This window comes from Poseidonibacter ostreae, from assembly GCF_009208075.1.
In the GTDB taxonomy this organism is placed as follows: domain Bacteria; phylum Campylobacterota; class Campylobacteria; order Campylobacterales; family Arcobacteraceae; genus Poseidonibacter; species Poseidonibacter ostreae.
The window spans coordinates 14,301-35,300 of record NZ_WFKJ01000013.1; the positions used below are offsets into that span (position 1 = coordinate 14,301).

General features: G+C 27.7%; 17 protein-coding genes. 6 read left to right on the forward strand and 11 right to left on the reverse strand.

The genetic code is table 11. The features are described 5' to 3' along the window. From GBG18_RS05900 to GBG18_RS05915, 4 genes are all read left to right on the forward strand, one after another. Window positions 1–921, forward strand: a complete 921-nt coding sequence (locus GBG18_RS05900) for a helix-turn-helix transcriptional regulator (RefSeq protein ID WP_152189288.1) — start codon at window positions 1–3, stop codon at window positions 919–921. Between the two features lie 102 nt (window positions 922–1,023). Continuing rightward, on the forward strand, window positions 1,024–1,839 hold the full coding sequence (locus tag GBG18_RS05905; RefSeq protein ID WP_152189290.1) for an SDR family oxidoreductase: 816 nt from the start codon (window positions 1,024–1,026) through the stop codon (window positions 1,837–1,839). 39 nt (window positions 1,840–1,878) lie between these two features. After that, window positions 1,879–3,012 (forward strand): cytochrome-c peroxidase, encoded by a 1,134-nt coding sequence (locus GBG18_RS05910; RefSeq protein ID WP_152189292.1) that lies wholly within the window; start codon window positions 1,879–1,881, stop codon window positions 3,010–3,012. Continuing rightward, on the forward strand, window positions 3,009–4,841 hold the full coding sequence (locus GBG18_RS05915) for a multiheme c-type cytochrome (RefSeq protein WP_226896423.1): 1,833 nt from the start codon (window positions 3,009–3,011) through the stop codon (window positions 4,839–4,841). Before GBG18_RS05910 ends, GBG18_RS05915 begins: the two co-directional genes overlap by 4 nt. A gap of 4 nt (window positions 4,842–4,845) precedes the next feature. Here GBG18_RS05915 and thiI read toward each other — a convergent pair whose 3' ends face one another. The 3 genes from thiI to hypF form a co-directional block, all read right to left on the reverse strand. After that, window positions 4,846–6,306 carry a tRNA uracil 4-sulfurtransferase ThiI gene (gene thiI / locus GBG18_RS05920; protein WP_152189294.1) on the reverse strand — a complete coding sequence of 487 codons (1,461 nt, stop codon included), beginning with the start codon at window positions 6,304–6,306 and terminating at the stop codon, window positions 4,846–4,848. A 79-nt stretch (window positions 6,307–6,385) separates the two neighbouring features. Beyond that, window positions 6,386–6,802: a hypothetical protein gene (locus GBG18_RS05925; protein ID WP_152189296.1), complete on the reverse strand. Its 417-nt coding sequence runs from the start codon at window positions 6,800–6,802 to the stop codon at window positions 6,386–6,388. A 397-nt stretch (window positions 6,803–7,199) separates the two neighbouring features. Further along, window positions 7,200–9,431 carry a carbamoyltransferase HypF gene (hypF, locus tag GBG18_RS05930; protein WP_152189297.1) on the reverse strand — a complete coding sequence of 744 codons (2,232 nt, stop codon included), beginning with the start codon at window positions 9,429–9,431 and terminating at the stop codon, window positions 7,200–7,202. A gap of 72 nt (window positions 9,432–9,503) precedes the next feature. On the opposite strand from hypF, the gene GBG18_RS05935 reads away from it, so the two are divergent. Beyond that, complete coding sequence (locus tag GBG18_RS05935; RefSeq protein ID WP_152189299.1) at window positions 9,504–11,420, forward strand: sensor histidine kinase; 1,917 nt, start codon at window positions 9,504–9,506, stop codon at window positions 11,418–11,420. Between the two features lie 6 nt (window positions 11,421–11,426). Here the strand turns inward: GBG18_RS05935 and GBG18_RS05940 are convergent, their stop codons facing one another. The 8 genes from GBG18_RS05940 to GBG18_RS05975 all read right to left on the reverse strand — a co-directional run bounded on the left by GBG18_RS05940 (window position 11,427) and on the right by GBG18_RS05975 (window position 20,379). Further along, entirely contained in the window at window positions 11,427–12,977 is a 1,551-nt protein-coding gene (locus GBG18_RS05940) for a Kae1-like domain-containing protein (RefSeq protein ID WP_226896424.1), read from the reverse strand. Beyond that, window positions 12,943–13,530 (reverse strand): HyaD/HybD family hydrogenase maturation endopeptidase, encoded by a 588-nt coding sequence (locus GBG18_RS05945; protein WP_152189301.1) that lies wholly within the window; start codon window positions 13,528–13,530, stop codon window positions 12,943–12,945. Before GBG18_RS05945 ends, GBG18_RS05940 begins: the two co-directional genes overlap by 35 nt. A 46-nt stretch (window positions 13,531–13,576) precedes the next feature. Then, window positions 13,577–14,269: a cytochrome b/b6 domain-containing protein gene (locus GBG18_RS05950; protein ID WP_152189351.1), complete on the reverse strand. Its 693-nt coding sequence runs from the start codon at window positions 14,267–14,269 to the stop codon at window positions 13,577–13,579. 19 nt (window positions 14,270–14,288) lie between these two features. Further along, window positions 14,289–16,031, reverse strand: coding sequence for a nickel-dependent hydrogenase large subunit (locus GBG18_RS05955; RefSeq protein WP_152189303.1), 1,743 nt, complete (start codon window positions 16,029–16,031; stop codon window positions 14,289–14,291). Window positions 16,032–16,033: 2 nt separating this feature from the next. Next, on the reverse strand, window positions 16,034–17,266 hold the full coding sequence (locus GBG18_RS05960; protein WP_152189305.1) for a hydrogenase small subunit: 1,233 nt from the start codon (window positions 17,264–17,266) through the stop codon (window positions 16,034–16,036). 278 nt (window positions 17,267–17,544) lie between these two features. Next, window positions 17,545–18,900, reverse strand: a complete 1,356-nt coding sequence (locus GBG18_RS05965; protein ID WP_152189307.1) for a nickel-dependent hydrogenase large subunit — start codon at window positions 18,898–18,900, stop codon at window positions 17,545–17,547. Then, window positions 18,897–19,796, reverse strand: a complete 900-nt coding sequence (locus GBG18_RS05970; RefSeq protein WP_152189309.1) for an NADH-quinone oxidoreductase subunit B family protein — start codon at window positions 19,794–19,796, stop codon at window positions 18,897–18,899. The genes GBG18_RS05965 and GBG18_RS05970 overlap by 4 nt, the downstream gene beginning before the upstream one ends. After that, window positions 19,786–20,379 carry a TetR/AcrR family transcriptional regulator gene (locus GBG18_RS05975; RefSeq protein WP_152189311.1) on the reverse strand — a complete coding sequence of 198 codons (594 nt, stop codon included), beginning with the start codon at window positions 20,377–20,379 and terminating at the stop codon, window positions 19,786–19,788. Before GBG18_RS05975 ends, GBG18_RS05970 begins: the two co-directional genes overlap by 11 nt. 132 nt (window positions 20,380–20,511) lie before the next feature. Between GBG18_RS05975 and GBG18_RS05980 the strand changes: the two genes are divergently transcribed. Then, window positions 20,512–20,997, forward strand: coding sequence for a DUF2062 domain-containing protein (locus GBG18_RS05980; RefSeq protein WP_152189313.1), 486 nt, complete (start codon window positions 20,512–20,514; stop codon window positions 20,995–20,997). The last annotated feature ends 3 nt before the right edge of the window (window positions 20,998–21,000 follow it).

The following is a 21,000-nucleotide window of genomic DNA, read 5'->3' on the forward strand; positions in this document are numbered from 1 at the left end:
ATGGATAGTTTCTTTTTTAATCTAACAGATACAAAATACAAAACTACAAAACTTTTTGAAAAAAAAACAGAGTATATTACAAGAGTAGATATATCTAACTCTATTGTATTTTTTGATATAAACTTGACTAATAATAAAGATATGAAGTTTCCTGTAAAAAACCTTGATAGAATGCTTGTAATCTCTGTAATTCAAGATGGAGAATTTTCAATTCATGATAATGTTAAAAATAAAGATTTTTCTTCTAAAAAAGATGATATAAATATTTATTGTTCTTCAAAACAAAATTTTATTCTTAATATAAAAGAATCAAAAGAATCAAAAATATTTATTCTATTTATTGCAGACTTTTTTTTAAAAAGATATTTAAGTTTTAGTAAAACAGAACCTATTGATTTTTTATATGAGAAAATACAAGAAGATATATCTTTAGAGCAAATAAATTCACAACCTCTTGATGCTTTTAGTCTTTATATTATTGATAAAATCATAAATTCAAAACAATATCCTAATATGAATAGTATAAGATATGAACATAATATAATAGAGTTTATTATTCATAGATTTACTCTTCTTGATATGTCTGATGAGAATATAAATGAAGAAGAACTTCAAATTGCAAAAAGGGCAAAAGAACATCTTCTTAAAAATTTTGTCCAAGCTCCTACTATAAATATACTAGCTCATCTTTGTGCTACAAATGAATCTAAACTAAAAAAGATATTTAAAAAAGTTTATAAGATGACTATTTATAACTATATTCAAAAACTACGCTTAGAAAAAGCAAACTTACTTTTAAAAGATAGAGTTCTTAATATTGGTGAAATAGCAAGAGATGTTGGATATAAACATCAAGGTCACTTTTCAAAACTGTTCTTTGAAACTTATGGTATATATCCAAAAGATTTATTAAAAAATTAAAAAAATCTTTTATTGCTAAAATTTATTTCCTTTATTGCTAAAAGCTTCTTGAAAACCTAGGAGATGGATTGATATACTTATAAAAAATTTGAAGGAAATATCATGTCTAAAGTAGTTTTAATAACAGGTGCAACATCAGGAATGGGTGAATTAACAGCAAAGAACCTTGCACGTGAAGGTTATATTGTATATGCAGGAACTAGAGATATAGAAAATACTACATCAAATATAGAAAATATTAACAATATCTATTTAGATGTAACAAAAACACAATCAATAAAAGATGCAGTTTCTATTATCATTCAAAATGAAGGGAAAATTGATGTTCTTGTGAATAATGCTGGATATGGATTATTAGCAACACTTGAAGAAGGAACAGATGAAGAAATCTTTAATCAATTTGATGTAAATGTTTTTGGACTTATTAAAACTACTAGAGAAGTTCTACCTTTTATGAGAAAAGCAAAAAGTGGTGTTATTATAAATATTAGCTCATTTTTAGGAAAAATGGGATTGCCATTACTTTCTCATTATAATGCTTCAAAATACGCTGTTGAAGGAATAGTGGATTCATTAAGATTTGAAGTAGCACCTTTTAATATCAGAGTTCACTCTATTCAATCTGGTTTATTTGGTACTAACTTTGTAAAAAAAGGTTTAGTAGCAAATGCTCAAACAACTAGTGAAGATTCACCTTATAAAGACTTAGTTGCACATTTTGTACCAATTGTTGCAAAAGCTATAAATGAAGGTCCAAGTCCAGAGCCTATTTCAAATGCTGTTCAAAATATAATTGAAGATGAGAATTCAGATATTGCAATTGCTGTTGGAGGTGAAGCCCAAACTTTTGTTCCAATGAGAAAAGAACTAAGTGATGAAGATTTTGAAAACAAAGTTAAACAGACATTTGGACTATAAAAGACAAAAAATTAAAGATAAAAGAGAGTTAAAATAAAAATGAACACATTAGTCCAAAGTATAATTCTTGCCTTTATATTTATATCTATTTTATTATCACTTCCCTCAATATTAAAAGATAGAGATTTTAAAAAATATTCAGATGAACAGTTAAGAGCAACTGCAATAGCTAAGGGTTTAAAAGCAATTCCTAATACATATGAAGAACTTTTAGAAATATCTGATTCAAAAGACAATCCAATAAATAAAGAAAAAATAGCTTTAGGAAAAGAGCTATTTTTCAACCCTAATCTTTCATTAAATAAAAATACTTCATGTGCTACTTGTCACTCTATTAGTAAAAATGAAACAACTTCAAAAGAAGAGAAAGAACTAATGGATACCAATAACTGTGTTAGGTGTCATTTAAAAGATGAAAGTGGCACAGATAGACTAAGCTCATCAATTGGCGATGGAAACAGTTTAAATCCACATCACTTAAATACTATGACTATTTTAAACTCATCTTTAGCAAAGTTTTTAACATGGAGTGGTGAAGTTAGAACTTTAAAAGAGCATATAAAACAATCTATTCAAGCACCATATAAATTAAATATGAATAAAGAAGAAATAGGAAAAAGGTTTGATAAAGATTATGAAGAAATCATAAATTCGCTTGAAGTATATATTAAAACACTTTTAACAAGAAGTAGTTTTGATAGATTCTTAGAAGGTGATAACCATGCTATTAATGCTAATGCAAAACAAGGATTAGTAAACTTTATGAATTTTGGATGTAGTGGTTGTCATACGGGTATGAGTGTAGGAGGACAAAGTGTACAAAGATTTCCTTTGAGAAATTTTGCAGGAATACATGACTTAAGACCAAATCTAGGACCACCACCTGAATTTAAGATTATTGATAATACTTTTCCTTTTGAAAACAAAGGTGAATATATGGGACGAGCAGGAACTAGTTTTTTTAGAGTTCCTATTTTAAGAAACGTTACTAAAACATCTCCTTATTTTCATAATGGTTCAGTTGACAAAATAAGAAAAGCAGTTGAGATTATGGGAAGACATCAATTAGGAATAAACCTTACAAATGTACAGATTGATGATATTGTAGCTTTTCTAAAAACACTTGAAGGTGATATTGTAGATTATACAAATGAGAAAGGAGAGCTAAAATGATGAAACTATTAAATATAAAAGTATTAATTCTAATAATATTTTTAACAGGTATTTTACAAATTGATATTTTAAATATATCATGGAAGTACCTTACAACTATATCTATAGTCCATGCTTTTGCTTCAATTGTATTATCTATATTTTATATCATTCCTTTTGTAAATAAACACGCTTATAAATATATAGTAGTAAAAAGAGTTAATAGTAAAATAGGATGGACTTTAGGTTTTATTTTACTTCTTTGTATTTTAAGTGGCTTTTATCTTTTCTTTATAGGAAATACAGGTGGGGATATATTAGGAGTTTACTCTTTTAATATTCACTTATATAGTTCTTTTATTTTAATAGCTTTTTTACTATATCACACTAAAAATCCTCATAAAAATGCACTTAAATCAATGGCTAGTATTTTTGTATTATTAAGTATATTAAATCCTACAAATTCATACTCGTATGAAACAAAACTAGTTGGCTTTGAACTTGAAGATGGAAAAACTATGTATCATAGTGAAGATTGGACAAATTCAACAAAATGTAAATCTTGTCATACTGAAATATTTAATCAATGGGCAGACTCAAATCACAAAAACATGGTTGATTCAAATCCTTATTATATGGTTATGGAAAACCTAGCAGGAGAAGTTGAAGGACAAGAGTTTAGACAATGGTGTATGTCATGTCATAATCCAAGTGGAGTTACAACAGGACTTACAAAATCCTCACACTATATGAACGAAAATTCATTAGCAAATACCTTATTTGATAAACAAGCTAAAACACTTAGAGATAATTATAAACAACATGGTAATTCAAGATTAGAAGAAGGTGTATCATGTCTTACATGTCATAGAATATCTGATGCAACAAGCCAAGGGAATGCTTCTTATAAATTAGATATAACAAATAGGAAGAAATATCCTTTTGAAGATGATGAATCAAGTCTTGGTTCATATTTAGGCGAAAAGTTTATAAATGCAAAACCAAAAGTACACAAAGATAGTTATATGAAACCACTTTATAAAAAAAGTGCTTACTGTGCTTCATGTCACGATGAAACATCACCAATTACTGGAAAACAAATAGTTTCTACTTTTAAAGAGTGGGAAAACTCACCTTATAATAACTTAGCAGACAAAACAAAACATAAATCATGTATAGATTGTCATATGACTAATTTAGAAAATGATAAATTCTCACCACTTAAAGGAACATCAACAAACGGTGGAGTTTTAAAAGATGATGTTAAAGTACACTATTTTTCAGGCTCAAATCATTTTCTTTCAGGACTTAAAAGTAAGAAACATGAAGATCAAACTTTACAATTACTAAGAACGGCTGCAAAATTAGATATAGATATTAAAAACAATGCCTTAGAAGTTGCAGTTACAAATATAGGAGCTGGACATCACTTACCAACTGGAGTCGCTGATTTTAGAGAGCTATGGCTTGATATAACAGTAAAAGATCTACAAGGTAATATAGTCTTTTCATCTGGGAAGTTAAAAGAAGATGGAAATCTAGATATTGATGCAAGACCTTTTATGAAAGTTTTTGGTGATGAAAAGGGCAAAGAAGTTGGGTTACTATTTTGGAAATATAAAACTTTATTAAGTGATACAAGAATTAAAGCAAAAGAAAGAAGAGTTCATAAATATAATCTAAAAGAGAATCTAAACTATCCACTTAAAGCAGAAGTAAAACTAAACTTTAGAATATATCCTCAATGGGTAACAAATATAGTTCAAAAATCATACCCAGCTCTTCCATCTCCTCCTGTTATAACAATAGAAGAGATAAGCCAAGTATTTAAAAAAGAGCTTAGAAAATAAGAGTTTATGGTCTATAAACTCTTATATTTGTATAGTTTTCTGCATCACGTAAGTATTGTGCATGGAGTTGACTTAATATTCCTTTATCACAATAAAATAAATACTCTTTATCCTGAGGAAGCTTTTTAAATTCACTTTTTAGTTTAAAGAATGGAATTTTAATAGTTTCACAAGCAGTTTCAATACAATGATCACTTTGTCTAATATCAATAATAGTATATTTTCCACTTGAAATATCACTTATAGTTTCCATTTGACCAATATCTGAAATATCATTTACTATTTCATGTACTTTTATACTAACAGCATTTTCAACAGCTGTATCTAAAACTGAATAATCAAACTTTTTAGCTTCTACTTCCATTCTTTTATATGAACCATGAATAACAGGGTTTTTTGAAATAACTCCACAATACTCTGGCATAGTTTCAGCAAATCTTCTTGTACCTATATCATTTGCTATATTCATAATATCTTGTTTATGCATAGTTGAAAGAGGTCTTAATATAAGTTTACTTGTAACTTGGTCTATTAAAGCAAGATTTCTTAATGTTTGACTAGATACTTGTGCAACACTTTCTCCTGTTAATAAGGCATCTATCCCCATCTCATCAGCAATTTTTTCTGAAGCTTTTAACATTAATCTTTTTAAAGTTACACCCATATATGTTTCTGCTGTTGATCTAAAGATTTCAGTAACAACATCGTCAAAAGGTACAGAGATAAATGAAACATTATGAGAAGAGCCAAATTTACTCCAAAGATATAAAGCTACTTGTTTAACACCGATTTCATGAGCTATTCCACCTAAATTAAAGAAAATAAAGTGAGTTTTAATACCTCTTTTCATCGTAAGATATGATGCAACTGTTGAATCAAAGCCACCGGACATTAAAGATAATATTTCTCCTTGACATCCAATAGGGAAACCACCAAGTCCATTATGTTTTAAAGTAATTATATATAATTGATTATGAACTAATTCAATATTGATAGTAACTTCTGCAGTTCTTAAATCAACACCTTTAGTATCATTATGTGCAAGCATATATCCACCAACAGTTTGTTCAATTTGTGTAGATTTAAAATCATGAGTTCCTGTACGTTTAGCACGAACTACAAAAGTTTTTCCAATAATTTCATGATGCATTGCATCATTTACTAAAACTTTTATTTGATCTAAAGTATCAATTTTATTAAATTGTATTGCTTCTTGAACAATACCAACACCTGGCGTTTGAAGAAGTATTTGTCTTGTTTCAGTAGTAAAATCTATTGGGCATAATATTTCAATTTTATCTGAAAACTTTTGTAATTCAATATCTTCATTAATTTGTTTTAAAAGTTTTTTTAAATTATTTGAAAGTTGATTAATCATCTGCCGTTTAGCAGATGGACCTTTTATCATAATTTCTGGGAAAAATTTTACTATAAATTTTTGTGTTTTTACTTCTGTTGTTTCCATAATACATAAGCCTTAATTTTTAATAGGCGGCATTATAGCATAACAGATGTAAAGGATAGAATATTAAAAAAAGAGTTTTTTAAAAAACAAAGGAAATATCTACAATACTTAAATTATAAATATCTATTTTTACACCTGCGCTATCTAAAACACTATAGTTTAAAGTAAGTTCATTTGGATTTGCTATTTCAGCATTTGATTCTACAAATTTTGTATATTTATCAAAATCAACAACTGAATAAATAAACATTGCTTTTGCTTTAAAATTTTCATTATTAATATATTTTTCATATACCTCTTTATAACTTGCTTCATCATATTTATCATAAAAATTTTTCTTATATAATGATTCACATAACTCTTGCTTTTTAAAGTCTTTGCTTGCATAAGTAAAATAATCATCTGCAATTATTGATTCTAAATCAGGATGTATTTCAAAAAAATTATACTTAATATATCCATCTTCATTTGATATTTCATGAGTAGTTTTTATCATATTTTCTTTACCTTAAATGTTTTTGTAATTTTACCATATACTAATTTTATCTATCTTATGTACAAATATTATAAATTTTTATTTTATTTTTGTATATGCTTTTATATAAATAAAGACTATACATAATGTATATTTTTAATATCAAATTGATATACTTAAAATAATTTATTTATTTACTTTTATTTCAAAAAATTATTAATTCTATAGAACCTATACAATAGGTCTTATAGAATATTTATGTACATATTATAATCATTTTATATATAGTTTATATGTAATCATTATGTATAATATTTAAAATTAGAACAATAGATTTATTTAGATTAACTTTATTAAAAATACAAAAAGCTTTGAAAATACTTCAAAGCCCTCCCCTATTTCTTTTATAGATGTGTAATTAAAGTTGTGAATATATTTGTCCGACAGAAATTCCACCATCATTTAAAGGAATATTTTTTGAGTAGTAATACTCTTTATTTAAAGAGTCTAATTTTGAGATTAGTAATTCAAAAAGTGTTTTATTTTGAAAGACTCCCCCACTTAAAACTAAAGGTAAATCTTTATAACTACTTGAAATTTCTAAGATGATATTTACTAAAGTATTTATAAATTTTGAACAAATAAGAGTCTTATTTTTATCTTTTACTATTTCTTTAATCATAGAGGAAATATCTATTTCTTCATCATTGATATTATAAGAATAACTATCTTTTATAGAAGAATCATACTCTTGTTCTATTAAGAGACCAGTTTCTCCCTCATAACTTTGTATTTGGCAAATATCAGCTAATGATGCAACTGCATCAAATAGACGTCCTATTGAGCTTGTAAGTGGTGAGTTTAAACCTTTTTGCCACATAGTATAAAGCATAGATATTTCACTTGCTTTAAAAGCTTTTACACACTCTAAATCTAGTGTTTTTATCTCATCTAAACTATATATATCAAATAATAAAGATAAGGCGACTCTTTTTGGCTCTTTAACCGATACTTCCCCACCTAAAAGTTTAAAATATTTTAAGTGCTTAACTCTTTTGTATTTTTTATTATCACATACAAAAACTTCTCCACCCCAAATATTTTTATCATCACCATAGCCAGTTCCATCAAATGCAAAACCTATAACTTCTTTTTTAAGATTATATTCTGCCATACAACTTAAAATATGTGCATAGTGATGTTGTATTTGAACTATTGTTTTTGTTTCAAAAGTTTTAGCAAATTTAGTACTTTCATAATTTGGGTGTTTATCACAAATAATCACATCAGGTTCAAAGTCATAAAAGTCTTTAAAAGTTTGAATAGTTCTTTTAAAATATTCTATAGATTCTATAGAGTTTAAATCAGCAATATGAGGTGATAAAATTAAATTATTTTCAAAAGCTATTGAGATTGTAGATTTTTGATTTGCACCTAAGGCTAAAATCTTTTTATCAAAAGACTTTTCTAGTTTTAAAGCAGTAGGAGCATAAGCTCTTGCATTTCGCAAACTTAAGATATCATTATTCACAACTTGTATAACAGAATCATCACATGAGTTGATAATATCTCTGTTAAAGTCTAGAATATATTCAACTACTAAAGGAAGTTTTTCTATAATTTCATCTTTAAATCTAATAATTGGTTCATCTTTTAAATTTGCACTTGTTGCAATAATTGGATTATCTAAGTATCTAAAAAGAATATTATGTAAAGGTGTATAAGCTATAAAGCACCCTAGTCTTGAAATATCAGGAGCCACAAAATGACTTAAACTTGTATTTTCTTTTCTTTTAACTAAGACAATTGGCTTTTCTTTTGAGTTTAAAAACTCTTCTTCTTTTTTTGTTATATTTGTATACTCTTTAATGCTCTGTATATTTTTAAACATAACAGCTAATGGTTTGCTTGGTCTACTTTTTCTAATTCTTAATTCTTCTACAGTTTTAGTGTTTTTTGCATCACAAATCAGATGAAAACCACCTATTCCTTTTATAGCTACAATAGCACCATTATTGATATATTTAGCTATACTTTTAATAGCTTCTATATCGCGTGCAAGTTTTTCATTTTTATTATTATACAAACTTACATTTGGACCACACTTAGAGCAAGAAACTGGCTGTGCATGATATCTTCTATTTGTCGGATCTTCATACTCTTTTTTACAAGTGGGACATAAATCAAACTCTTTCATTGAAGTATTTACTCTATCATAAGGAACTGTTTTAATAATAGAATATCTTGGTCCACAATTTGTACAGTTTGTTAAAGCATAATTGTATCTATGATTTGATTTATCATTGATATCATCAATACAATCATCACAAATTGCTATATCGCTTGAGATTATTGTAGATTTTTTATTTGAAGTTTGACTTTGAATAATTTCAAAGTTTTCATAGATTTTTGATGACGTTATTTCTTTTATTTCAATACTATTTATTTTTGATAAAACAGGAGGGTTTTCTTCTAGTTCTTTTAAGAATAAATCACAGTTTTTACTACTTGAATATAGAAGAATATTAACTCCCCTATCGTCATTATTTACCCAGCCATTTATTTTATATTTTAAGGCTAGATTATAAACAAAAGGACGAAATCCAACACCTTGTACAATACCTTTTATTTTTACTTTAAACGTAAGCATTTACTCTCTTTATTTATAAAACATTTTTACATTATTATACCAAATTCATACAAATGTAGTATACTTATTATTATGAACTTTAAAAATGAAAAACAATTAATAAGAGTAATAAGATTTGCTGTACCCATAATAATATTACTTTTATCAATAATCATATCTACTTTCCTTTATTTTGAGAATAATTCAGATATTGAAAGAATTAAATATAATGTAGAAAAAGAGTTTATCGAGAATAAAAAACACATTATAAAAGAACAAATTGAAAATATTTATGACTATATTATTGAAGAACAAAAAGATACAGAACAAAATTTAAAAAACTCCCTTATAAAAAGAGTTCATGAAGCTCATACAATAATTACAAATATTAATACACAATATAAAGATACTCATACTAAAGAAGAGATAGCTTTAATGGTTAAAACATCATTAAAAGATATTAGATTCAATAACAATAGAGGCTATTTTTTTGTATATGACAAAAAAGCAATTAACATTATCCATCCATTAAATCCAAAACTTGAGGGTAAAAACCTTATTAACTATCAAGATACAAAAGGTATTTACGTATTAAGAGAGTCTCTTGAATTATTAAAAAACAAGAAAGAGTCTTATCAAGAGTGGCACTGGAGAAAAATCAAAGGTGATAATACAGAGTTTAAAAAAATTGGTTTTGTAAAAAATATATATGAATTAGACTGGTTTTTAGGTACTGGTGAATATGTAGAAGATTTTACAAAAGATATACAAAATAAAGTTTTATCACAAATTAACAAATTTAGATTTGGGGAAAATGGCTATTTTATAGTTACAGATAGAAATAACAACTATATAAGTCATATTAACAAAGAACTAATAGGAAAAAATGCTTTAGTAAAATTAAAAGATATGAATGATTTAAAATCTTTAGAAAAAATTCAAAATGTAATTAATAATAAAAAAGGTTTTGTATATTTAGATTTTTATAAACCAGGATCAAAAGATATTTCTTCAAAAATCATATACCTAAAAACAATTCCTAAATGGGGTTGGGTTATTAGTACAGGTTTTTATAAAGATGATATTTCAGAAATTATTAATAAAAGAAAAAATGAGATAACTATAAAATATAATGAAAACTTAAAAAATTTACTTATTTTTACCATAATAATTACAATAATTTTGTTGATTTTATCTTTTTATTTATCAACTATTATTGAAATAAAATTTAAAAACTATAAAAGCAGTATAGAAGCAAAAATAAAAGAAAATGAAAAACAACATGATTTATTAGCACAAAAGACGAAACTTGCAGCAATGGGAGAAATGATTGAAAATATTGCTCATCAGTGGAGACAACCTTTATCTGTTATTACAACATCCTCTTCAGGAATAAAAATACAAAAAGAGATGAATACTCTTAGTGATGAATTCTTAGATAATTCTATAAATAGTATTACTAATTCTGCAAATCATCTCTCTAATACAATAGAAGATTTTAAAGACTTTTTTAGACCAGATAAAGAGAAGGTTACATTTGAATTAAAAAATGCAATTGAAAAAACAATAAAACTTCTTGGTTCTAATTTAAAAGTAAATAACATAAATATTATTCAAAATATTGAAGATATTACTATTAATAGTTATGAAAGAGAGTTATTACAAATATTATTGAATATTATTAACAATGCACAAGATGCTTTGCTTTCTACAACTAATATGAAAAGATATATCTTTATAGACATATACAAAGAAGATAAGCTAGTTTATATAAAAATTAAAGATAATGCAAAAGGAATTGATAAAGATATTATACAAAGAGTTTTTGAGCCTTATTTTACTACAAAACATAAAGCTCAAGGAACGGGTATTGGTTTATATATGTCTCAAGAGATAATCTCAAGACATATAAAAGGTTCATTAGAAGTTGATAATATTACTTATAAGTATGAAGATGAAACTTATACAGGTGCAATTTTTACTGTAATACTTCCTATTACACATTCTTAACATTTACTAATAGTCTAAAGGATACTCTTTAGGAATCATTAGCTTATAGCTTTTAGATAAAGTTTTATTTACTTTTGAAAGTAAAATTGCATTAGAAAACATATCTCCACAAAGAACAACATCCTTTGATTTTGTTTTTGTAGATATTTCATTTACATAATTACATACAAATTCACTCAAACTTTCATAAAACGAATATGCTAGAGTTCCTGTATCTACATCAGCCATCTTATATGACATCAAAGATTGAACAGTTCTTCTATAATCTAAATAATTAATTCCATCCATCTCCAGTAGTTTCATATCTATTTGTATTCCACTTTTTACATTTACACTTAAAGCAATATCTTCAAACTCTTTTGCATCATTTAATCCAAGTACTTTTGCACACATATTTAAAATTGATTCAAAGCCATTAGTATTTTTATCTACATCTTTAGATAAATATTCACAAAATTTATTTGTATAATTAGTAACTAATCGTTGGCAATGTTCATCAATTGTAGCTATTTCATCCATACAGTTTTCAATACTATTATGAATATTAGGAATTACAATAACTTCTTTTAAACCTGTTGAGGGCATATTTATAGATATAGTACTACTCTTACTTTTTAAAGAAAAGTATACACCTATTGTAGGAACTAATCTTTTAGCATACTGTGCCAATGTAGCTTTATATACTCCACCATTTTCATCAAAATACTCTTTTGAAGAATTAAACTTTTTATTTGCTGTATAATCAAACTTTGGAAATAATCCTTTATCTCCATGAATGATTATATTTTTATCATTAAAATATGTTGTTTTTAAACCATCTTGATAAACTTCATCATTTACATATAAAACCCAATTTATATTATTCTCTTTTAATGCTTTTGAAAATAAAACTGTCTCTTTATCGTCTGGAATCTTTGCATAAATAAAGTTTGTAGAAGAAAAATCTTTTTGTGCATTTTGTAATAGTTTAAACTTTAACTTAACTAAGGGTCTTTCAATTGAGCATAAAAGTTGTAAGTCCTTATTACTTATATCAAATAAGTCTGTTAACTTGTCTATATTTGTAATTAATAGTTTTACTTCAAAACCATCTTTTTCAAAACGTTTTCTAATCTCTTTATTTGGTAGAAATAGATCTTTTAATCCATTATGAGTTTCAAATCTAGAAACCTCACCTTTTGATATTTTTACAATATCATTTAAAAAATCTATATCATTATTTTCAATAATATTTCTTATTGATTCATTAGTAAGTAAAGATAAGTTTTGCTTTACATCTTTTTCTTCAAGTTCTTCAATTGTTTCATCAAACTCTTCTATTACATAAGATTTTCCCAAAAAGATAGAAACAGGAAGTTTGCTTTCTAAAAGGGCAAAAAAGCTCTCTATTGCTTCTGCTTTAGCATCAAATCTTAGGATTAAACAGGATCGATATTGTTTACATGTTGCATTAATATTTGCTTCTTTTATTAAGTCTTCTATTATATGTTTAAAATAAGGGTTAGTTGTATTAAATTCAATTTTATAAATTAGTTGCATATCTGATATCTTCTTCATTTGGGATTCTTGATAAATGTTCACCATTATAACTACCTATCATACTTTTTACTATGTCAGGTATCAAGATATTATCAATTTTTTTAGCTTTTATATCTAAGGATTCTATTTCTTTTACTGCATGAGCAATAAACTCTTCAAATCTATCTTCCATAATTTTAGTCAAACCAATACCTACACTCATTATATCTTCTGGAACTATCCCTAAAATAGTTATATTTGCATGAGAATTTAAAGCTGAAACAATTTCTAACATTTCTACTATTTCTACTTCATGTGCAGTTTTTCTATAACTACCAAGTCCTAAAAGTACTTCTGATGGTAACCTATAAATTTCTCCTGGTTTATCTTCAATAGACACAGTATCTAAAATAATAACATTTTCATACTCTTGAAAGTATGTCATTAGTTTAAACCCTAATGTTCCACCATCAATAATCTCAATATCACCTTCAAATGAATAGTTTTGTTTTAAAAACTCTGAAGCATAAATACCTACACCCTCATCTTTAAAAAGCATATTTCCCACACCAATTATGATATTTTTTTTCATTTTTATCTCCTAAATGACTGAAGCTTTAAAGCTTCAATCAATATGTTTACTTTTCGTCTTCTTTATCGTCTTTTTTTTCTTTTGCAAATTTACTACCACTAATTACAATAGCAATATCACCCTCTTGCCAGTAAATTGTTCTCCAAATTTGATAATAAACATGGCACATAACCCAAACAATAATGAAATACATTGCAGTATGATGAGCCATTCTAACACCCATATTTCCACCAAATACAACTAAAGTCCAATCTGTTGTAAAATGTAGCATAGTAGGCCACCAAGTTCCAATTGAACTTAAACCTGATGCTAAACCATGTACATATAACTGTAACCCAGTTAAAAGCATAAATACTAGCAATAAATGGAATATTGTAAAAAATACAATATTATAAGAATCACTATGTGTAGAATCAAACTTTTTTCTTCTATTAAATGTAACTAAGTTAAAAAACACTTCGAAAAATTCAACAATATTTTGTTTATTTGGTATTAACTTTTTATAAGGTTTTTCAAATCTTGAGAAAAAGTATAAATATCCAATTAATATTGCTGTTACATCAAAAATAATGGCAACCATAAAATGTCCCCATCTATTCCAAGCCATAACATACTTATCAACAGCAGAATCTGCTATAAAAGATTGATAATAAGGATGTCCTATATATAAACCGGTTGCAACTGCAGCAATCATACAAAAAGCATTCATCCAATGAATAATTCGTATAGTGGCAGTCATTCGCTCAACCTTTTTTCTATTAGGCACGGCTAGTTCCTCCTATTGGGTCTACTTTGTAAACACCTAATTCTTTTCCATTAGTATCAATAATATGTACAGCACAAGCAATACAAGGATCAAAACTATGAACGGTTCTTAAGATTTCTAAAGGTTGGTCTGGATTTGCTACTTTTGTACCAATTAAAGATGATTCATAAGCACCAAGTCTTCCTTTATAATCTCTTGGAGCTGCATTCCATGTTGAAGGAACTACTGCTTGATAATTAGCTACTTTTCCATCTTTAATTTTAATCCAATGTCCTAATCCACCTCTTGGAGCTTCTTCCATTCCAAAACCTTCAGCATTAGCAGATACATTATCAAAATCAAATTCAGTCCAAGTTGATAAATCACCATTTGCAGTATTAGCTGCTAATTCATCAACCCATTCCATCATAACATCTGCCATCATTTCAGTTTCAACTGCCCTTGCAGCTGTTCTTCCTACAGTTGAAAATAATACTTTAATTGGTAAATTACCTTGCTTTAAGAATGTAGTTACATACTTAGTAATTCTTTCATCACCTTTAGCAACTCCTACAATCATCCTTGCAAGTGGTCCAACTTCCATTCTTTCATCATCATATAATGGTGATTTAATCCAAGAGTATTTATTCTCAGTATCTAAATAAGCAATATTGTCTTCTTTTTTACCAAAACCAGTATAGTTTGGTATTGTTTTCCCCTCATAAGGATGTAAATTCGTTTCACCCTCGTACCAAGCATGTGTCACATCTTCTGTAATTTTTGTTTGGTCAACTTCAAAGACTTTTGATAAATCTTTATTCATTACTATTCCTGATGGAAATAATTTTGAAGATTCATAGAAAGGTAAATCATCTTGGTTAAATCCACCATAAGACATATAGTTTCCTAAACCACCACCAATTCCTTCTAAAGCTTCATCCGCATACATAGTTCCAGCCATATAAACATCAGGTAAATATGATTGCTTACAAAACTTTGTAGCTTTTTTAAGTAGTTGCTTAAACTCAGCAATTCTTGCAGGATTTTTTATATCTTGCACACAAGTTACACCACCTACAACAAAAGACTGTGGATGTGGGTTTTTACCACCAAAGATAGCCATCATTTTTCCAAGTTCTCTTTGAACTTCAAGGGCATCTAAATAGTGAGATAAACCAATTAAGTTTTGCTCAGGAGTAAGTTTAAAACCTTTTGAACCCCAATATGCATTTCCAAAAATTCCAAGTCTTCCTTGTTTTACATATCTTGTAACTCTTGATTGAACTTCTGCATAAACATCCTCACTTGCATTCCAAGGTCTCTGTCCTGATAATCCTGCCCATTTTTGAGCTTCTTTTACTGTTGCTTTTGGGTCAGCTTTTAAAGCCTCTGTAATGTCAACCCAATCAAGTGCATGTAAATGATAGAAGTGAACAATATGGTCATGTAAATATAGTGCCCCTTGAACTAAGTTTCGCACTAATCTTGCATTTTTAGGAATTGTTACATTAAAAGCATGTTCAACAGCTTCAATACTTCTTTGATAGTGAGTTCCTGTACAAACACCACAAATTCTCATAGCAAGTAAACCACAATCTCGTGGATCTCTGCCTTTTAAAATCTCTTCAATTCCTCTAAACATTGTAGAAGAAGCATAAGCATCAGTAACAACATTGTTTTCATCAATGATTGCTTCGATTCTTAAGTGTCCTTCAATTCTTGTAATTGGATCAACTACTAAGTGTTTTTTTGCCATTTTTATTCTTCTCCTTCATCTGATTTTTTACCAGCAACTGCAGATGCAATTGCATGAACACCAATACCAACAGTAGTTGCTGTTAATAATCCTAAACCAAACTCATCTACAGTTTTTTCAACTCCACCAGTTGGTGCTTTAATTTTTGCATCTGCCATTGGTCTTTCATATGCATATTTATCCCAAAAATCTGGTTCAGAACAACCAATACAACCACGTCCTACACCAATAGGCCAGTTTGTACCCTCGTTATATCGTACAATTGAACAGTTATTAAAAGTCATAGGACCTTTACATCCTACTTTATATAAACAGAAGTTATTTTTAGCACCTTCATCACCCCACTCTTCTACAAATTCTCCAGCATCAAAGTGTGCTCTTCTTTCACAGTTATCATGGATTCTATAACCAAAGGCAAACTTTGGTCTTAATAATGAATCAAGTTCAGGAATTTGTCCAGTTAAAACAAAGTGTAAAATAACACCAACCATATTTGCAGGGTTTGCAGGACATGCTGGAATATTTACAATAGGCTTACCTTTTACTAAATCCATAACACCTACAGCACCTGTTGGATTTGGAGCAGCCGCTGGAACTCCACCAAAAGTAGCACATGTTCCAACTGCTACAACTGCAGCTGAATCTTTAGCCATTCTAATTAAGTGGTCATGGAATGTTTCACCCATTGCACCAATTGTTCCATATTGACCATTATTAGCCATAGGAATAGCACCCTCAACAAATAAAAGATATTTTCCTTTAAAGTGATGAACTGCTTCTTCTAGTTGCTTGTCAGCATCATGACCTGCTGCTGCTTGTAATGTTTCTTGAAACTCTAAACTTAATACATCAAATAATAAATCATCAACTGTAGGAGCGGCTGACCTTAAAAGTGCTTCTGAATTACCCGCACAATCTTGAAGCTCAATCCAAATAACTGGAACTCTATTCATAAGCTCAGTAGCTTCTGCAACAAGTGGAGCAAACATAGGAGGAAGCATAAGTGTAGCAGTTGTAGCACTAACCCACTTCATAAAATCTCTTCTATTTACACCCTCACTCTCAATTACATCCATCATATCAATATCTTTAAGAGGTTCTTGTGCTCTTAAACTTGATAATCTCTTTTTTGCTTGATCAAATAAATCGTTATAGAATTTATCACCTTTATTTGTTTCAACTCTTCCTGATTTTTGGGTAAAAACTTTTTTTACCATTTCTGCAGAATCTATCATATACAACTCTCCTTTAAAAATGAATGTTCATTTACTATAGAAAAGTTAACAAGTCTAAACTTAAGCAATACTTAAAAGATGAATGACTATTCATAGCATCAAAATAGCATTTATTTATTATGTAAGATTATAGTTTTAAGGATTACCTAAGCTTAGGTTTTCAAGTGAATAAGTATTCATTTATATGAATAAAATAATATAGTTTTATAAAATTTAATATTTTTACTTTATTTTATAAACTGTTACTTTTATATACAGTTTTAGTAATATAATTTATATTAGTGAGTAGTACAAACTGAACAAACATCAAAACTTCTAAGAACTATTTTAGCTATTTCAATACTTGGTGAGCCAATTATTGCTTCTTGAGCTATACCATTTTCATCTTTTTTTCTAGGACCTAAGTTCCACACAGTTGGTGTTATTACATCATACTTTTTTATTTTTCCTTTTTCTATATCAACTTTATGATACAAAGAACCACGACAAGCTTCAACTACTGAAGTTCCACTTGCTTTTTCTACATCTTTTAAAGAATACTTTGGTTTTATAAAAGATTCTTCAGAGATATCAATTTGAGATAATAAAGATTTAGTATTTTCTAGTAGATGAGCTAATTCATCCATTCTTGCAAATACTCTAGTCATACAAGAATCATCATAAGTTTTATGAAGATCTTTAATAAAACTTCTATTAGAAATTAATGCACGTGAAAGAGGACCTGTCTCAAAAAATGAGTTATCATAACTTACACTCTTTGACCAAGTTGTTTTTTTACTTGTATTCTCTTCTTTATTTATTGAAAAAGTATGCTCACTACTCTCTTTAATTTTATTTAAGTCAAGTTTGTGAACTGTTCTTTGTCTAATTTTTCCCGTTTCAAATAAAGATGAAGAACCTAAAGATATAAATCTATCATGTGACTTACCTAGTTTTTCAAGTGAGTGTGTAAAGGAGTTATCTTTAAAGTATTTTAAATCACCTTTAACTAACTCTAAATCACTAATATTATTAAAAGATAAGTACTTATCAAAATCAAGTCCTGAAATTGAGTTTTCAAAGAATCTAATTGCATAATCCATATAATTTTGAATTGAAGTGATTTCTAAAAGTGTAGGATCACTCATAACACCACCTGGAATCATATACGATGTATGTGGCCACTGTCCTCCTATTAAAGCTAGTGCTTTTATAGTTTCACTTGCAGTTTTAGAAGCTTCTAACCATCTTCTTCCTCTTAAAGGTTGATATATTCCTAAGTCATTTGTTTCAAGTTTCACAATATCTGGCATAATAAACATATAAAACCATTTTATATGAGAATCGATAATCTCAATATTTAAACCAATTTCTCGTAAAAGTAAAGCTTTAGGAGTTATAGTTAAAGGTTCATTTATATTTTTATATACATCTTCTAGTGCATCAACTGTAGCTTTAAGATGTGCTTGTCCACAAATACCGCAGATTCTAGGTGTATATACAAGAGCGTCAAGAGGCTCTTTATTTTCTAAAATAAATTCAAAACCTCTAAAGTTTAAAAAATCAATAGAGGCATCATTTACAATTCCATTTTTCCATGAACAGCTTAATTTAGCTTCACCCTCAATTCTTTCAACTAAGTCTATTGTTTTCATTTATTATCCATTAGCTTTTTATTTAATCTATCAATTTTAAAAGTCTTTGCAATTCCTGTAATAGAAAGGTATGCACGCTTTGAAATCCCAAGTGGCACTTCAAGTGGAATACCAATATTCTTTTTTGTTTCTAACATATTACTTCTTGGAAAGTCACTTTCCGTACATCCAATACAGGGCATTCCTGCTCTTGTTTTTGAACTTACATCATTCCATAATATTTTATTACAAGAGCTTTTTGTCATAGGACCACGACAACCTTGATCGTAAAATAGACATCCTTCTTTTTCTCCAAAAGCACCCTCTATTTTCCATTCAAAATATTCATTTCTTGTACAACCATGATGAGCTAAGGTACTATATAATTCAATAGGTCTTCCCTCATCATCAATTTGAATTTTTCCATAAGCCTCTAAAGTAAAAAGAGTTTGAAGTATCCATTCTGGATGAACTGGACAGCCGTTTAAGTTTATAATTTCATGCTTTAAATTTTTGAGAGTTTTGTGTTTTATATTATCTTTTATTCCTGATACATCTTTATGTTGTTCAAACTTTGCATGAATACCACCATAAGCAGCACAAGAACCAACAGCTATTATGTGATTTGATTTTGAAGCTAGTTTATTTAATATATTGTTTGTATTGTCATTTGATAATGCAAAAATATCACTATTTGAAGATATCGCACCCTCAACTAATAAATAATCAATTTTTTCTTTTTGACTTAATATATCTTCTAAACTTTTATCAATTGTTAAAGAAGGATGATAAATAAGATTGAAACTATTTAAAAATAGTTCTAATCTTGCAGAGTTAGCACTTAATAAAGAGTGAGTATTACCATTACATGTAATTGCTTGAAACCATACAATCGTAGGTTTATTTTTATTCGTCATACTTTAATGCACGATATATATTATCAGCAATCGAATCTGAATATGAAAGTAAATCTTTTTCAAGTACATTTTCACCACTTAAAAAAGCAAAACCTCCAAGACATCCCATAATCATTGCAAATGCAGGGAAAAAATCTTGTTCTCTAAACTCTTTATTTTGAGCTCCTTCATCTAAAAGAATCATAACTTCTGTTACAAAATCTCCTACACAAATAAAACCCTCACAACCTTGATTAAATACCTCTCTATTAGATAAATATACTCTTAAAAAGTACTCAACAACTTCAGGAGAGTTTGACACATTTTCAAAATATTTTCTTGTAAATAGATAAATTTTTTCTTTTGAACTTATATCCATCTCATTTACTGATTTTAACTCTTGAGCTAAAACATTTGTTGAATACTTTATTGCATATTTTGCAAGTTCTTCTTTTGATGAAAAATAGTTATACATATTACCAACACTCATTTTCATTGCTTTTGCAATATCTGGAATTGTTGTATTATAAAAACCTTTTTTAGAAAATAATTTAAGTGAGTTTTCAATTATAGAGTTTTTTTTACTCTCTTTAGCTGTAGAAATAACGAATCCTTAGAAATATATTTTTTCTTATGATAATACATTTTTGATTAATAAAAGATGATTAATCAAAATAGTTATAAAATTTAATAGATTTAATATTATAATACTAAACTCAAGCGAAAAAGAGGGAAAATGCCAAGAGCTAGATTAAGAAAAGTCTTACCAACACATGAAAAAATAAAAGATCAAAAGATATTAAAAATTTTTGGTAAATTACTTTATAAAAAAGAGATATGGAGCTTATCAAGAAAAAAAGTTCTTGGTGGTGTTTTTATTGGAGTTTTTGTAGCCTTTATTCCAATGCCCTTTCAAATGCTTTTAGTAGCTCTTTTAGCTATTATTTTTAATGTTAATCTTCCTATTACAATTTTATTAGTTTGGGTCTCAAATCCTTTAACTATGCCTTTTATATACTACTTTGAATATGAATTAGGAAATTTAGTTCTAAATGTAAAAGACCCCATAGAGTTTAGTTTTGAAACCATGAATGAAAATATAAATGAAATAGCATTATCTTTATACGTAGGAACTGCTATAACATCTACTGTTTTGGCTTTTTTATCAGTATTTATATTAAATATATTATGGATTAAAGATGTCAGAAATAAAAGGAAATAAAAC

Bases quoted from the DNA above. Each gene is read 5' to 3' on its own strand.
- GBG18_RS05900 (WP_152189288.1), top strand. From the start codon at position 1: ATGGATAGTTTCTTTTTTAATCTAACAGATACAAAATACAAAACTACA.
- GBG18_RS05905 (WP_152189290.1), top strand. From the start codon at position 1,024: ATGTCTAAAGTAGTTTTAATAACAGGTGCAACATCAGGAATGGGTGAA.
- GBG18_RS05910 (WP_152189292.1), top strand. From the start codon at position 1,879: ATGAACACATTAGTCCAAAGTATAATTCTTGCCTTTATATTTATATCT.
- GBG18_RS05915 (WP_226896423.1), top strand. From the start codon at position 3,009: ATGATGAAACTATTAAATATAAAAGTATTAATTCTAATAATATTTTTA.
- thiI (WP_152189294.1), bottom strand. From the start codon at position 6,306: ATGGAAACAACAGAAGTAAAAACACAAAAATTTATAGTAAAATTTTTC.
- GBG18_RS05925 (WP_152189296.1), bottom strand. From the start codon at position 6,802: ATGATAAAAACTACTCATGAAATATCAAATGAAGATGGATATATTAAG.
- hypF (WP_152189297.1), bottom strand. From the start codon at position 9,431: ATGCTTACGTTTAAAGTAAAAATAAAAGGTATTGTACAAGGTGTTGGA.
- GBG18_RS05935 (WP_152189299.1), top strand. From the start codon at position 9,504: ATGAACTTTAAAAATGAAAAACAATTAATAAGAGTAATAAGATTTGCT.
- GBG18_RS05940 (WP_226896424.1), bottom strand. From the start codon at position 12,977: ATGAAGAAGATATCAGATATGCAACTAATTTATAAAATTGAATTTAAT.
- GBG18_RS05945 (WP_152189301.1), bottom strand. From the start codon at position 13,530: ATGAAAAAAAATATCATAATTGGTGTGGGAAATATGCTTTTTAAAGAT.
- GBG18_RS05950 (WP_152189351.1), bottom strand. From the start codon at position 14,269: ATGACTGCCACTATACGAATTATTCATTGGATGAATGCTTTTTGTATG.
- GBG18_RS05955 (WP_152189303.1), bottom strand. From the start codon at position 16,031: ATGGCAAAAAAACACTTAGTAGTTGATCCAATTACAAGAATTGAAGGA.
- GBG18_RS05960 (WP_152189305.1), bottom strand. From the start codon at position 17,266: ATGATAGATTCTGCAGAAATGGTAAAAAAAGTTTTTACCCAAAAATCA.
- GBG18_RS05965 (WP_152189307.1), bottom strand. From the start codon at position 18,900: ATGAAAACAATAGACTTAGTTGAAAGAATTGAGGGTGAAGCTAAATTA.
- GBG18_RS05970 (WP_152189309.1), bottom strand. From the start codon at position 19,796: ATGACGAATAAAAATAAACCTACGATTGTATGGTTTCAAGCAATTACA.
- GBG18_RS05980 (WP_152189313.1), top strand. From the start codon at position 20,512: ATGCCAAGAGCTAGATTAAGAAAAGTCTTACCAACACATGAAAAAATA.